At 37.1% G+C, this 13,578-nt stretch carries 16 protein-coding genes; 2 read left to right on the forward strand and 14 right to left on the reverse strand.

What is annotated here, in order from left to right; all coding sequences use genetic code 11:
• Positions 1–50: 50 nt before the first annotated feature.
• From glyA to fsa, 13 genes are all read right to left on the reverse strand, one after another.
• Positions 51–1,307, reverse strand: a complete 1,257-nt coding sequence (gene glyA, locus EDD62_RS05340) for a serine hydroxymethyltransferase (protein WP_077139778.1) — start codon at positions 1,305–1,307, stop codon at positions 51–53.
• Positions 1,308–1,359: 52 nt separating this feature from the next.
• Positions 1,360–1,914 (reverse strand): TIGR01440 family protein, encoded by a 555-nt coding sequence (locus EDD62_RS05345; RefSeq protein ID WP_123807830.1) that lies wholly within the window; start codon positions 1,912–1,914, stop codon positions 1,360–1,362.
• The gene (rpiB, locus tag EDD62_RS05350; RefSeq protein ID WP_123807831.1) at positions 1,883–2,311 is read right to left on the reverse strand and encodes a ribose 5-phosphate isomerase B; all 429 of its coding nucleotides are present in this window, start codon (positions 2,309–2,311) and stop codon (positions 1,883–1,885) included. Before rpiB ends, EDD62_RS05345 begins: the two co-directional genes overlap by 32 nt.
• Before the next feature lie 210 nt (positions 2,312–2,521).
• Positions 2,522–2,923 (reverse strand): arsenate reductase/protein-tyrosine-phosphatase family protein, encoded by a 402-nt coding sequence (locus EDD62_RS05355; RefSeq protein WP_123807832.1) that lies wholly within the window; start codon positions 2,921–2,923, stop codon positions 2,522–2,524.
• The gene (locus tag EDD62_RS05360; RefSeq protein WP_123807833.1) at positions 2,920–3,918 is read right to left on the reverse strand and encodes an L-threonylcarbamoyladenylate synthase; all 999 of its coding nucleotides are present in this window, start codon (positions 3,916–3,918) and stop codon (positions 2,920–2,922) included. The genes EDD62_RS05355 and EDD62_RS05360 overlap by 4 nt, the downstream gene beginning before the upstream one ends.
• A 6-nt stretch (positions 3,919–3,924) precedes the next feature.
• Positions 3,925–4,758, reverse strand: a complete 834-nt coding sequence (prmC, locus tag EDD62_RS05365) for a peptide chain release factor N(5)-glutamine methyltransferase (protein WP_123807834.1) — start codon at positions 4,756–4,758, stop codon at positions 3,925–3,927.
• Positions 4,742–5,821, reverse strand: a complete 1,080-nt coding sequence (prfA, locus tag EDD62_RS05370) for a peptide chain release factor 1 (protein ID WP_123807835.1) — start codon at positions 5,819–5,821, stop codon at positions 4,742–4,744. Before prfA ends, prmC begins: the two co-directional genes overlap by 17 nt.
• 14 nt (positions 5,822–5,835) lie before the next feature.
• A complete protein-coding gene (locus tag EDD62_RS05375) occupies positions 5,836–6,414 on the reverse strand; it encodes a thymidine kinase (RefSeq protein WP_077139772.1) in 579 nt (192 codons plus the stop codon).
• Between the two features lie 98 nt (positions 6,415–6,512).
• Complete coding sequence (locus EDD62_RS05380; protein ID WP_077139771.1) at positions 6,513–6,776, reverse strand: type B 50S ribosomal protein L31; 264 nt, start codon at positions 6,774–6,776, stop codon at positions 6,513–6,515.
• Between the two features lie 107 nt (positions 6,777–6,883).
• Positions 6,884–8,194, reverse strand: coding sequence for a transcription termination factor Rho (gene rho / locus EDD62_RS05385; RefSeq protein ID WP_123807836.1), 1,311 nt, complete (start codon positions 8,192–8,194; stop codon positions 6,884–6,886).
• A 118-nt stretch (positions 8,195–8,312) separates the two neighbouring features.
• On the reverse strand, positions 8,313–9,287 hold the full coding sequence (gene glpX, locus EDD62_RS05390; protein ID WP_123807837.1) for a class II fructose-bisphosphatase: 975 nt from the start codon (positions 9,285–9,287) through the stop codon (positions 8,313–8,315).
• A 94-nt stretch (positions 9,288–9,381) separates the two neighbouring features.
• Positions 9,382–10,644 (reverse strand): UDP-N-acetylglucosamine 1-carboxyvinyltransferase, encoded by a 1,263-nt coding sequence (locus EDD62_RS05395; RefSeq protein WP_123807838.1) that lies wholly within the window; start codon positions 10,642–10,644, stop codon positions 9,382–9,384.
• Positions 10,645–10,662: 18 nt separating this feature from the next.
• Positions 10,663–11,310 carry a fructose-6-phosphate aldolase gene (gene fsa / locus EDD62_RS05400; RefSeq protein ID WP_123807839.1) on the reverse strand — a complete coding sequence of 216 codons (648 nt, stop codon included), beginning with the start codon at positions 11,308–11,310 and terminating at the stop codon, positions 10,663–10,665.
• Positions 11,311–11,581: 271 nt separating this feature from the next.
• On the opposite strand from fsa, the gene EDD62_RS05405 reads away from it, so the two are divergent.
• A complete protein-coding gene (locus EDD62_RS05405) occupies positions 11,582–12,109 on the forward strand; it encodes a DUF2529 family protein (RefSeq protein ID WP_123807840.1) in 528 nt (175 codons plus the stop codon).
• Positions 12,081–12,767 carry an ATP-binding cassette domain-containing protein gene (locus tag EDD62_RS05410; RefSeq protein ID WP_123807841.1) on the forward strand — a complete coding sequence of 229 codons (687 nt, stop codon included), beginning with the start codon at positions 12,081–12,083 and terminating at the stop codon, positions 12,765–12,767. The genes EDD62_RS05405 and EDD62_RS05410 overlap by 29 nt, the downstream gene beginning before the upstream one ends.
• Here EDD62_RS05410 and coaW read toward each other — a convergent pair.
• Complete coding sequence (gene coaW, locus EDD62_RS05415) at positions 12,751–13,551, reverse strand: type II pantothenate kinase (protein ID WP_123807842.1); 801 nt, start codon at positions 13,549–13,551, stop codon at positions 12,751–12,753. The genes EDD62_RS05410 and coaW overlap by 17 nt on opposite strands.
• Positions 13,552–13,578: the final 27 nt, after the last annotated feature.

Raw genomic sequence — 13,578 nt, forward strand, 5'->3', positions numbered from 1 at the left:
TAAGTGTTTTTCTATCAAATATTACTTGAAGCGATAATGACAAGACAGCATTAATAAACTTCTTTATATAAAGGGTATTTATTTGTTAATGATGTCACTTCTTCTTTAGAGCGTTGAATGACTGATTCGTCATTGTGATGTTTTACGACGTCAGCAATAATACGCGCAACAACTTTCATATCTTCTTCATTAAACCCACGTGTTGTGACAGCTGGTGTACCTAATCGAATACCACTTGTGACAAATGGAGATTCTGGATCAAATGGTACTGTGTTTTTATTACAAGTAATTCCGACTTCATCTAAAGCATGTTCTGCTACTTTACCCGTCACTTCAACTGGACGAAGGTCAACAAGCACAAGGTGATTATCTGTTCCATTAGATACAATTTTCAACCCTTGATTCGTCAATTCTTCAGCTAATACTTTAGCGTTATTGATGACTTGTTGTTGATATTCTTTAAATTCTGGACGTAACGCCTCTCCAAATGCAACAGCTTTCGCTGCAATCACATGCTCTAACGGTCCACCTTGAATGCCAGGGAAAATTGATTTATCAATCGCTTTAGCATATTCTTCTTTGCATAAGATCATTCCACCACGCGGTCCGCGTAACGTTTTATGTGTTGTCGTTGTGACAAAATCTGCATATTCAACGGGGTTCTCATGTAATCCTACCGCAACTAATCCTGCGATATGTGCCATATCGACCATTAACAATGCATCTACACTGTCAGCAATTTCTCTAAAGCGCTTGAAGTCAATCGCACGTCCATATGCACTTGCACCTGCTACGATAAGCTTCGGTTGATGTTCTTTCGCTAGTTGTTGAACATGATCATAATCAATCATTTCTGTCTCTTCATGAACACCATATTCTACGAAGTTGTATGTTTGACCACTGAAGTTTACTGGAGAACCGTGTGTTAAATGTCCACCATGACTTAAATTCATACCTAATATTGTTTCACCTGGCTTTAATGCAACACGATATACCGCCATATTTGCTTGGGATCCAGAATGCGGTTGAACATTCGCATGATCAGCTTTGAACAATTCTTTCGCACGTTCTCTCGCTAAGTTTTCAACAATATCAACGAATTCACACCCACCATAGTAACGTTTACCAGGATATCCTTCAGCGTATTTGTTCGTCAAGACTGAGCCCTGAGCTTCCATTACTGCACGTGATACGAAGTTTTCAGACGCTATCAATTCAATGTTATTGTTTTGACGATTTAATTCTTTTTGCATCGCATCAAATAATTCTTTATCTTGTGCAACTGAGTATTGTTCTAATTTTGTCATTGAAATCCCTCTTTCATTTTTAATTTTTAGAAAAGTCTAGCCATTAAATATATTATGAATGATATTGCGCACGATTTCCACCAATCTTTTTAGGACGACTTGTACAGATTGTCACGATAGCGTTACCAACCACTTTTTGATTAGTTCTTACCGGCACTGCTACGTGCTGAATATGCATCCCAATCATTGTTTGACCAATATCAATACCACATTGTGCTGTAACATGTTCAATCACTACCGGCTGTTGTATATGTTGATAAGCATATTGAGACATACTTCCACCGGCTGATTTGACTGGCAATACGTCAACAACAGTATGATGAGGCTCGAGCATCGCGCTTTCCATCGTCAATGCTCGATTTATATGCTCACACCCTTGAAAGACGAAGTGAACACCAGTTTTTGACTGTATTTCGTCTAATTTAGTATATATGAGTTCAGCAACATCCATACTACCCATCGTGCCAATTCTCTCACCAATGACTTCAGATGTAGAGCAACCAATCACACACAGTTCATTTTCTTTAAAGAAATTAATTTTCATTAATTCTTCTAACAACCGTTCAAGATCAGTGTCAATCTTCGATCTTTTTGACACGTCGTTCATGTCGACCACCTTCAAATTCAGTTTTTAACCAAGTATCAATGATGTCTACTGCAAGTCCAGGCCCAATCACGCGTTCTCCCATTGCAATCACATTACTATCATTGTGTTGACGAGTAAGCTTTGCAGAGTATACATCATGGACATGAGCACAACGCACACCTTCCACTTTATTGGCAGCAATGTTCATCCCAATACCCGTACCACATATTAAAATGCCACGATCAAATTCGCCAGCTGATACTTTAGTTCCTAAAGGCTTTGCATAGTCAGGATAATCTACTGAGTCACTTGAATCTGTTCCAAAATCCGTAAAATCATAACCATTATCTTTTAAATATTTTGCAACCTCTTGCTTTAATTTAAATCCACCATGGTCACTCGCAATTGCAATTTTCATGACAAACACTCCTTTAATCATTTGACTCTATTATACTAAAGATATTTATGAATAATAAACTAAAATAGAATTAAAAACACTAAAACTTATTAAGTTGGTATTCAGAGTAAATTAGAAATACTCTGATTACGGATAAAAAAAGTCTAAGACATAAATAGTTCAACAAATTTTAGTTTATTGATCTTTTTTGTCCTAGACTCTTACTCATTCTTATAAATCAATATGATCTATATAATGTTTAATTTGTTCAAATGCTTTTTCGTAAGCCACAAAAGATTGACCATATGGATCCAATACATCATTTTCGACTCCGATGATTTCCGACAACATCAATACATTCGCATTAGGATTCATCTGTAAAATCATGTCCTTATGTTGAGCGGTCATTGTATAAAGAGTCGAATCTTGAAGGTCTTCATGCGTTAATTGTTGTGGCTCTGACGATGAACTTAATTCATTCATTTCAATCAATTGTAGCGACTCATCTGACACTATACTTCCGGGTGTCACAAATAATCCTCTTGATTGTACTTCTGATGATAGCTTTGTTTTTGCATAGCTTTCTGCAAGTGGTGATCGGCACGTATTGCCTGTACAAACGAATATGATCATAAATCTTCCTCCTTGCTAGAGATAACTTTATCGATACGATTATTCAAAGCATTATATCTCTCTTGTCGAGGAAACTGATAAATATACACTGTATCAACTTGTTGTGCATCCATAAATCGAAGCGCTTTGTATAAATTCCTCATCGCTATATTAACATCTATAACAGATTCACAAAGTTCAAACGTCACGACATTATTCCATGATTTGATTAATTCCGCTGGCGCAATGACGCCAACGTGACCCTCTGGCTTAAAGTCTTCTTTAAGAGGGTAAACAGGTTGCTTCGGTGCGTAATGGCGGTATTTCATTCCAGGTGACTTAGGCGTTGTACTTGTCGTTGATTCATAAATCACTTCTAAACCGGTTTCTCTCATAATATCAGCGGCTGTAATATGACCTGGTCGAACAATCTCAAATGGCTCAACCGTTGTATCAACCACAGTACTCTCAACACCAACAATTGAATCATCTCCGCGTATTAAAACATCAGCTCGTCCATACAAATCATATTCTATATGCGAAAATTTCGTCGGAGAAGGTCGACCACTCATATTAGCACTTGGTGCAGCAATCGGTGTGTCAACAATACGCAAAAACTGCAACGCAAAATCATGATTAGGCATTCTTACGCCAACGGTATTAAGACCTGCTGTCACGTAATGACTTAACATACCTTGTTTAATCGGAACGATAAATGTAATCGGACCTGGCCAATACCGTTTCATTAAACGATACGCATCAGGGTGTATATGTTCAGTGAATTCATTCAATTGTTCCATACAATGAATATGTACAATTAATGGATTATCTGCCGGTCGTTGTTTCACTTGAAATATTCTCTTCACCGCTTCATCACTATATGCATTGCCACCAAGACCATAAACCGTCTCTGTAGGAAATGCAATGACACGATCTTTCTTAATCATTTCTCTTAAAGTCGATGATTCATTGTCCATCGATTCATTCTCATCAATAATGATTGTCTCTTGTTTCAATTCAGCTCACCTCGCTTTAACGTATACTTTTGCCATGCGATCATGTCCTTGTAAATCTTTCCGAAATTCATAACCAGTGACTCTATCGAATTGATTAAAGAGTTCGGTTAATAAGTCTTGTTGCTTATATCCAAACTCGAAATAACAAATAAATTGATGTTTATTTTCTCGACACGCTTGCGTGAGAATCATGCGATAAATTGATAATCCGTTATCTTCTGCGAATAATGCTAAATCCGGCTCATATTTGATCGTCGACTCAGTCATCACATCAATCTCATCATGCATAATATATGGAGGGTTACTAATCAATATATCAAATGAAGGCACACCTTCTAACCCATTCGCATGCTTGAAATCAATAGCAACATCATAGTGTGATGCGTTAGCGCTCGCAACGTCTAATGCTTGATTACTAATATCCGTTGCAGTCACATTAAACAACGGGCGTTCTCTCTTCAACTGAATTGCGATAATTCCAGAGCCAGTGCCAACATCTACAATCTGTTTGGACTCATTTGAATGTTCTGTAAGAACCCAATCCACTAACAATTCAGTATCAAATCTTGGGATGAGCACATCCTTATTCACTATGTAACGATCTCCATAAAAATATGCATATCCAAGTACATATTGAATTGGATATGCATCTTCTATCATCATAAGGTCCTCTTTAATTTGCATTGCAATGTTTTCATCGATTGGTTCATTAATCGTCATGTAAAACGCCGTCTCATCAATATTTAAACGCTCACACATTAAATAAATGATAGATGATTCGTCTACATCAAATTGCACCTTACATTCATCTATAAAAGATTTTTTAGATAACGTTGCCACTATTTAATTCCTCTAACTTATGCGTTTGTTCTTCGATACTTAATGCATCGATGATTTCCTGTATATTACCTTCCATAATTTGATCCAACTTTTGAATCGTTAATCCAATACGATGATCTGTCACTCGATTTTGAGGGTAATTGTATGTTCTAATTCGCTCAGAGCGATCACCAGTCCCGACTGCCGATTTACGTTGCTCATCATATTTACTTTGTTCTTCTTGAACCATTTGGTCATATACTCTTGTCTTCAAAAGTTTCATTGCTTTTTCACGGTTTTTAATCTGAGACTTCTCAGAACTTGTCGCAACAATTCCAGTTGGTAAATGTGTAATACGAACTGCAGAATCTGTCGTATTGACATGCTGTCCTCCAGCTCCTGATGAACGATATGTCTCAATCTTCAAATCTTCCTGACGAATATCAATCTCAACATCTTCTACTTCAGGTAATACCGCGACCGTTGCAGTAGACGTATGAATTCTACCGCCACTCTCAGTCGTCGGTACACGTTGAACACGATGGGCACCATTTTCATACTTCAGTTTACTAAAGGCACCATTCCCGATAATTGTGAAACTGATTTCTTTGAATCCACCTTGATCTGCAGGCGCTGATTCCATCACATCAATCTTCAATCCATTCTCTTCAGCATAACGTGAATACATACGGTATAAATCGCCAGCAAAGATATTCGCTTCATCTCCACCCGCTGCACCACGAATTTCCATAACAACGTTTTTATCATCGTTAGGGTCTTTAGGAATCAGTAATAGTTTTAACCTCTCTTCGAATGGTTCGATTTGCGGTTCCAATTCAGCGATTTCTTCTTTAATCATTTCCTTCATATCAGAATCAGTCGCTTCTTTTTGCATCTCCTTCGCTTCATCAAGTTGTGTCTTTACATCTTTATACTCTCTATACACTTGAACTGTCTCTTCTAAATCAGACTGTTCCTTAGAGTATTCTCTTAATTTATTCGGATCTGATACCACATCTGGATCACTTAATAACTCATTTAATTGCTCATAACGATTTTCTACAATTTCTAACTGATCAAACATAACAATCACTCTCCTTAATCTGTTTTCACAATATGGTGTTCACGACACCTAGGCTCATATGATTCATCTGCACCGACAAGAATCAATGGATCATCAATATGGGCAGGCGCTCCATTAATTAACCGTTGCGTTCGACTCGCAATGCCACCACATACAGTACATACTGCGTTAAGCTTCGTCACCTGTTCAGCAATCGCCATAATATGTGGCATCGGTTCAAATGGATTCCCTGTAAAGTCCATATCAAGACCTGCAACAATAACTCTAATATTAGACTTCGCAATGTTTTGAATGACATAGACGAGTCCATCGTCGAAAAACTGAGCTTCATCAATCGCCACGACATCAATGTCATCTGTAATATATCCACGTATTTCATTGGAATGACCTATTGAAATCGCATCAACAGAACGGCCATTATGTGTTACGACGGATTGCTTTTTGTATCGTTGATCTATCTCCGGTTTGAAGACAACAATCTTTTGCTTAGCATATAATACTCTACGAATTCGACGAATTAATTCTTCACTTTTACCGGAAAACATAGAGCCTGTAATACATTCTATCCGTCCGCTTCTTTCGATATCATTCATAGTATCACCCTAACTCATTAGTAACCTCATTATTATATCATATAAATTATTCTATTCGTCATAAAAAAAAGCCACCGCAATGGTGGCTTAAAGTCTTATTAGTCTTCTTGGTTGCTTGATTTGAATCCAAACTTCTTGTTGAAACGTTCAACACGACCATCTGCAGAAGCGAACTTCTGACGACCTGTGTAGAATGGATGTGAATCAGAAGAGATATCCAAACGGATAACTGGGTATTCGTTCCCATCTTCCCATTCCATTGTTTCATTTGAAGTTTGAGTTGAACCACTTAAGAATTTCCAACCTGTCGTTGAGTCAACATAAATTACTTTATGGTACTCTGGATGAATTCCTTGTTTCATAATTAATTCAGCTCCTTTGCCCTGAACCATCTGGAACAGAGTGATTTGTGGACGTTCCACATGCATACTAATACATTATATAGACTTAACTTACAAAAATCAAGATGTTATAAAGATTTATTTTTATTTCCTGAAGATAAGGATTGCTCTAACGCTTCAAAGAACTCTTTATTTGAAGTCGTCTTCTTAATTTTACGAATGAATTTTTCAGTAAAGTCTGACTGGTTAGTGAATATATTTCTTAGATTCCATAACATTGATAATTCACGTTCAGGAATTAACAGCTCTTCTTTACGTGTTGATGAGCGTTTAATGTCAATCGCGGGATAAATCCTTCGTTCGCTTAATCCTCTATCTAAATGCAATTCCATATTCCCTGTTCCTTTAAACTCTTCGTAAATCATATCGTCCATTCTACTTCCAGTATCCACTAACGCCGTTGCTAAAATTGTTAAGCTACCTCCACCTTCAATGTTTCGTGCAGCACCGAAGAATGCTTTCGGTTTATGGAGACTCGCAGGATCTAGCCCACCACTTAATGTTCTTCCACTCGGCGGCACAACTAAATTATATGCTCTTGCAAGTCTTGTAATTGAATCCATTAAAATAATCACGTCCTGCCCTTGTTCGACCATACGTTTTGCTCTCTCTAACAATAATTCTGCAACTTTAACATGATGCGTTGGCGGTTCATCGAATGTCGAATGAACGACCTCTGCAGATTCTACTGAACGCTCTAAATCGGTAACCTCTTCTGGTCTTTCCCCTATTAGAAGTATAAATAATTCTGCCTCCGGCTTGTTAATGACAATTGCATTTGCGATTTCTTTTAATAAGCTTGTTTTGCCGGCTTTTGGTGGTGCAACGATTAATCCACGTTGCCCAAAACCAATCGGTGTGATCATATCCATAATACGAGTCGAATATTTATTGGAAGTTGTTTCTAACTTGATAGGATCTGAAGGATATAATGGAGTTAATGCTTGGAAGTGAGGTCTTTTTTTAACTTCTTCAGCGTTTTGGTCATTGACGAAGTCAACTTGAAGTAGACCATAATATTTCTCATTATCTTTAGGTTTCCTTACTTTCCCAGTAACTTTGTCCCCCTTCTTTAGTTCAAACCGTCTAATCTGAGAAGCACTAATGTAAATATCTTTCTCACCTTTGGAAAAGTTTACCGTTCTTAAGAAACCAAATCCATCTGGCTGAATATCATCTAATATCCCTTCCATATAGTAGTTTCCATCTTTCTCCATTTGCGCTTCCATAATGGCTAATACAAGTTCTTTTTTATTTAACTTAGAATAATTAACTAGTTTTAATTCCTTAGCCTTATGGGTTAATTCTTTCGTTGTATGCTTCTTATATAATGCATCAAACGATTCATATTGTGGGCTCGTTCGTTGTCGTTCAGCCATTTCAATCACTCCTCTTATATTAAGCTCTTAAATCATAACATATTCATTTTATGATTTCGATACGCATTAAAAAACACTTAACGGAAATTCGTTAAGTGTTTAAAAGCGGTTCTATCATTTAATCTTCATCTTTAACAACGAGGTCAGGCTTTTTCTTCAAGCTATGACGACCATTAATAAAGCGTACTGTTCCTGATTTTGCACGCATAACAATTGATGACGTTTCTGCGTAGTTCCCTTTGAATTGAACACCTTTCATCAACTCATTATCTGTTACTGCAGTCGCTGCATATATTGCGTCATCACCTTTAACCATCTCTTCTAATGGGATAACTGTATTTGGTTCAATACCCATTTTTCTACAACGTGCTTCTTGTTCGCTATCTTCAGGCAATAAAACACCTTGGAAATCACCACCTAAACATTTCAATCCAATCGCAGCTAATACACCTTCAGGCGCTCCACCTGAACCTAACAGAATATCAACGCCAGTAAAGTCAAATGCAGTATTGATCGCTGCATTCACATCTCCATTACTGATTAATTTAATACGCGCACCAACTTCGCGAATTTCTTTAATCAATTCACTATGACGGTCTCTATCTAATAATGTCACTGTCACTTCAGTGATATCTTTACCTTTCGCCTTCGCAACTGCTTCTAAGTTTTCACGAACACTTTTTGTGATATCAACCTTGCCTTTACATTCAGGACCAACTGCGATTTTCTCCATGTACATATCTGGTGCATGAAGTAAATTGCCTTTATCTGCTACACCAAGTACTGTAATCGCACCCCATTCACCTTTAGCAACAATTGTCGTACCTTCAAGTGGATCTACTGCAATATCTAGATTTGGTCCATTATCGCCCATTCCTAATTCTTCACCAATATATAGCATTGGTGCTTCATCCATCTCACCTTCACCAATTACAACTGTACCGTTCATCGGAATTGTATCGAATACAGTTCTCATCGCTGTTGTTGCTGCATCGTCTGCCTCATTCTTCAGACCTTGTCCAACCCATCTCGCAGATTGTAATGCCGCTGCTTCAGTCACGCGCACTAACTCCATTGATAAACTTCTTTCCACACCAATCATCTCCTTATGTATCATTCATACAACAGTATATCATAAATGAATACGTTGTCATTTAATCCAATAAAAAGATAGCCTCTAGGCTATCTTATATATCTTCTCGCCAAATATTTGCACCGATTGCTTTTAATTTAGATACAATATCACTGTACCCACGGTCTATATGACGAACATTATGGATTGTTGTTGTACCGTCAGCTATTAATCCAGCAATCATCAGGCACGCACCAGCTCTTAAGTCACTTGCGTATACGTCTGTACCTTTCAATTGTTGTGCATGATATGTTGCAGAGCCATTTTCGACATGAACGTCAGCATCCATATTTTTCAATTCATCGACATGACGAAAGCGTTCTGGGTAGATTGTTTCAGTAATCGTAGATTTGCCTTCAGCCAAAAAGAACAATGGTGTGATTGGTTGTTGGAGATCAGTTGCAAATCCTGGATAAACATTTGTCTTTATATGGACTGGGTTGAATTGATTCGGTCGCTTAATGATCGCATAATCATCTTCAAGTTGAACAGACACGTTCATCTCTTTCAATTTCATCGTTAAAGCTTCCATATGATCCGGAATAATATTATTGATACGAACTTCTTCACCACAAGCAGCCGCAACACACATATACGTACCTGCTTCAATTCGATCGGGTATTACACTATGTGTCGCACCATCCATATCATTTACACCGGAAATTTTAATCGTGTCTGTTCCAGCACCTTTAACTTTCGCACCCATTTTGTTGAGTAATGTTGCAACATCAATTATTTCTGGCTCTTTCGCAGCATTTTCTATAACTGTCTTACCTTTAGCTCGACTTGCTGCAAGCATAATATTAATGGTTGCACCGACACTCACAACGTCTAAAAAGATTTTTGTTCCGATTAATCCATTCGGTGCACTTAATTTCATCGATTCTCCATCTTCAATCACTTCAGCACCTAATGCTTTGAACCCTTTGATATGTTGATCAATTGGGCGTGGACCTAATGGACAACCTCCCGGCAATGCAATATCACAATAATTGAATCGCCCAAGTAATGCTCCCATCATATAATACGATGCTCGTAAAGATTGAACTTTATGATTAGGGAGTTGCTTATTGACTGCATGTGATGCATCAATTTTAATTGTACACTCGTCAATCATTTCGGTGTCAATTGACAAATCTTCTAATAGGCTCATTAACGTTTTCACATCTGATATTTCTGGTAAACTATCAAGCGTCACAACACCATTCGCCATAACTGTCGCTGGAATTAATGCAACCGCGCTGTTTTTAGCACCACTAATTGAAACTTCACCGCGTAAAGTGTTTCCACCTACGACTTTAATCACTTGTTCACTCATTGACTTACTCCTTCTATACTATGCTTCTCTCGTATCCCAATCTGCCAAAAATTTCTCTATACCACGATCTGTTAAAGGATGATTCATTGATTTCATTATAATATCATAAGGAATTGTTGCTATATTAGCACCACTGAGCGCTGCAAGTTTGACATGTTCGACATGGCGAATGGATGCAGCAATGATTTCGGTAGCGATTTCATGTTCATTAAACATTACACTAATCTCTTTTATTAAGTCAATGCCAGTCACTCCGATATCATCAAGACGACCTATAAAAGGTGACACGTACGTTGCACCAGCACGGGCCGCCAACAAAGCTTGAGTCGCACTAAAGACTAATGTAACATTCGTCTTAATACCTTCACGATTTAATACCGACACTGCCTGAAGCCCAGCCTTTGTCATCGGTATTTTGACCACAATTTGATCATGTAATTCGTTTAATTTGCGTCCTTCTTCAATCATGCCTTCTGCTTCCAATGAAATCACTTCTCCGCTAACTGGACGATCTACAAGTTCACAAATTTCAACCAATCTATCATGGAATGAAATGTTCTTCTCTTTAGCAACTAAAGATGGGTTTGTTGTCACACCGTCAATAAATCCGAGTGTGTGAACTTCCTTTATATGATCTATATTTGCTGAATCAATGTATATTTTCACAATGAAATCTCCTTTATACCAAATGTGGTTTATTTCACTTATATTATACAAATACATTTCAAGAACTTCAAAATTATCGTATTATATTAACCTATACATCACTCTTTATACAACCGAAAACTACGAGATACTTTAACAATGATTAATATTTTAATATAATAGCTTTAAGATTATAACATAACCATACAAGTTTAGCCCGTATTTTTCAAAATTTTTTCAAAAGCACATCATCATACTTATTATTAAAATGAAATGTTAGAAGGGGTTTCCAATGTCTAAAATTTTCGATACACAATTACGTGGTATTTTTGACCGTATTAGTGCACAAGAAGAACAATTCGAGATGGCCGCAAGGTTGTTAGCACAGGCGATTATGACCGAAGGTGAAATATATATTAAATCATTTGACGAGGCTAATTTCTTTAACGACTATTTACTCAATAGTCAAGAAAAATTACCAAAATCAAAATATTATCAAGGTGAACATTTAACGTCTGCAGATCGTATCATGGTCATTGCTCCACATTACACAGATCAGGTCCATGAGATGGTAGCATACCTTGAAGAAGCAAGTATAGATTATGTTCTGATTAGTAACAAATCATCTGAAATGATCGACTCTATTATGCACTTCATTGATCTTAAAACATCTCGTGCAATTGTCCCTAATGAATCATATGAAAAATTTATTACACCGCATCTAATGGCAATAAACTATGTTTATTATAAATTATATATTTTACTCGAGGAGATGGGGTGTATCGACTTAAATGATTATTCATCATCTGAACGACGATAAATCCAAACTACCAATTGAACTGACTGGTTTCGAAAACATGACGACAAAGCCTCAAGGAATGCATGCAATTATTGGCCCTAATGGTGCAGGGAAGAGTACGTTATTAAAGGCTTTAACGTTTTACCATCATAAACCGTCGTTATCATACGAAAGTAAGTCTATAGTAAATCATAATATACACAAAATGATTGCTTATATGCCACAACAACAAAATCGTCTTCACATTTCAATAGTTGATTTCTTAAAACTCGTTAAACGAAAAATTTCTTTTCAGGACACTGAACAACTGCTTGCCCAATTTAATATTAATAAAACTCCTTATGACTCGGTTCATACAACAAGCGGTGGTGAGTTTCGCCTTTTATGTTATATCCAAACGTTTCTACAACCTACACCGATTATGTTTTTAGATGAGCCTTTAACATCTTTAGATGTTCATCATCAATTAGCACTACTTAATCACATAAAAAAAGAAAGCCAATCAAGAGAAATTTGGGTTGTTCTCCATGAGTGGCCTCTTTATTTACATCATTTCGATTCTGTTATAGCAATCAATCAATCTCACCTTGAATGGCACAAAAATATAACGGAAATTGAGCCAATTGATCTCGAACAACTCTTTCAAATCAACATAAATGATGTTAACTTTCACTTGTAATACAGCCTAATGCCCCTGCAAATGATCCATTTTCAACAAGTACAGGGGTTTTGCCTCTTAAATTCGTATAACGATTCAAAACGTTGAGCATTACTTCATTATCTTGTAATGTTGATCCGATATAGACTACTTCTTCACAATCATACATCTCAGCCATATGAATACCAATTGTACATATTGTTTCAGCGATTAGCCCCATCACCGATGCCATATGATCTTCTTTAGACACATCTTCATCCAACGTATCCAACACTCTTCCAAAATTTGCAGCGGTTAAATCTTTCGGTATTGGTGCATCTTGTCCTTCATAAATATGCCCTACAGTTAAATCAATAAGATCACGATGGCCAGATTTAGAGCAACGTACGAGTGATTCAAATGATTGCTCACCTGTCAATAAATATCCAAGGCCCATCAGTAAGCCACCTCCTACTCCAGAACCCCCTACACGTTGTTGATGGTCGGTTGCTAAATGATATGAAGAACCTGTCCCTATATTACAGAAAATAAATCGATCCATCGCATCATATTGTTCAGATAATAGTTGTTTTAAACCATTAAACGTTGCATCAAACTCAACTGAATATCCTTTCGGTGATTCATTTAACAATTGGGCAATCACTTTCTGTCGACCACCTGTCAAATAAATATTTGCCCCTTCAAAATGATTCACAAACTTTGCTATCGCTTCTTTATTAGATGATTTAATTACTTTATAATCTCTTTCCTCGCCATCAACGACAATTTTCGTCAGTGTACCACCAGCATCTATACCTATGTTCATCTCGTTCTCCTTTTACTTTTTCTTTAT

It is taken from the genome of Abyssicoccus albus, from assembly GCF_003815035.1.
GTDB classification, from domain to species: domain Bacteria; phylum Bacillota; class Bacilli; order Staphylococcales; family Abyssicoccaceae; genus Abyssicoccus; species Abyssicoccus albus.

Coding starts and splice junctions, on each gene's coding strand:
- EDD62_RS05410 (WP_123807841.1), top strand. CDS start 12,081: ATGATTATTCATCATCTGAACGACGATAAATCCAAACTACCAATTGAA.
- EDD62_RS05380 (WP_077139771.1), bottom strand. CDS start 6,776: ATGAAACAAGGAATTCATCCAGAGTACCATAAAGTAATTTATGTTGAC.
- EDD62_RS05355 (WP_123807832.1), bottom strand. CDS start 2,923: ATGATCATATTCGTTTGTACAGGCAATACGTGCCGATCACCACTTGCA.
- prfA (WP_123807835.1), bottom strand. CDS start 5,821: ATGTTTGATCAGTTAGAAATTGTAGAAAATCGTTATGAGCAATTAAAT.
- glyA (WP_077139778.1), bottom strand. CDS start 1,307: ATGACAAAATTAGAACAATACTCAGTTGCACAAGATAAAGAATTATTT.
- rho (WP_123807836.1), bottom strand. CDS start 8,194: ATGGCTGAACGACAACGAACGAGCCCACAATATGAATCGTTTGATGCA.
- EDD62_RS05405 (WP_123807840.1), top strand. CDS start 11,582: ATGTCTAAAATTTTCGATACACAATTACGTGGTATTTTTGACCGTATT.
- EDD62_RS05395 (WP_123807838.1), bottom strand. CDS start 10,644: ATGAGTGAACAAGTGATTAAAGTCGTAGGTGGAAACACTTTACGCGGT.
- rpiB (WP_123807831.1), bottom strand. CDS start 2,311: ATGAAAATTGCAATTGCGAGTGACCATGGTGGATTTAAATTAAAGCAA.
- EDD62_RS05345 (WP_123807830.1), bottom strand. CDS start 1,914: ATGAACGACGTGTCAAAAAGATCGAAGATTGACACTGATCTTGAACGG.
- coaW (WP_123807842.1), bottom strand. CDS start 13,551: ATGAACATAGGTATAGATGCTGGTGGTACACTGACGAAAATTGTCGTT.
- EDD62_RS05375 (WP_077139772.1), bottom strand. CDS start 6,414: ATGAATGATATCGAAAGAAGCGGACGGATAGAATGTATTACAGGCTCT.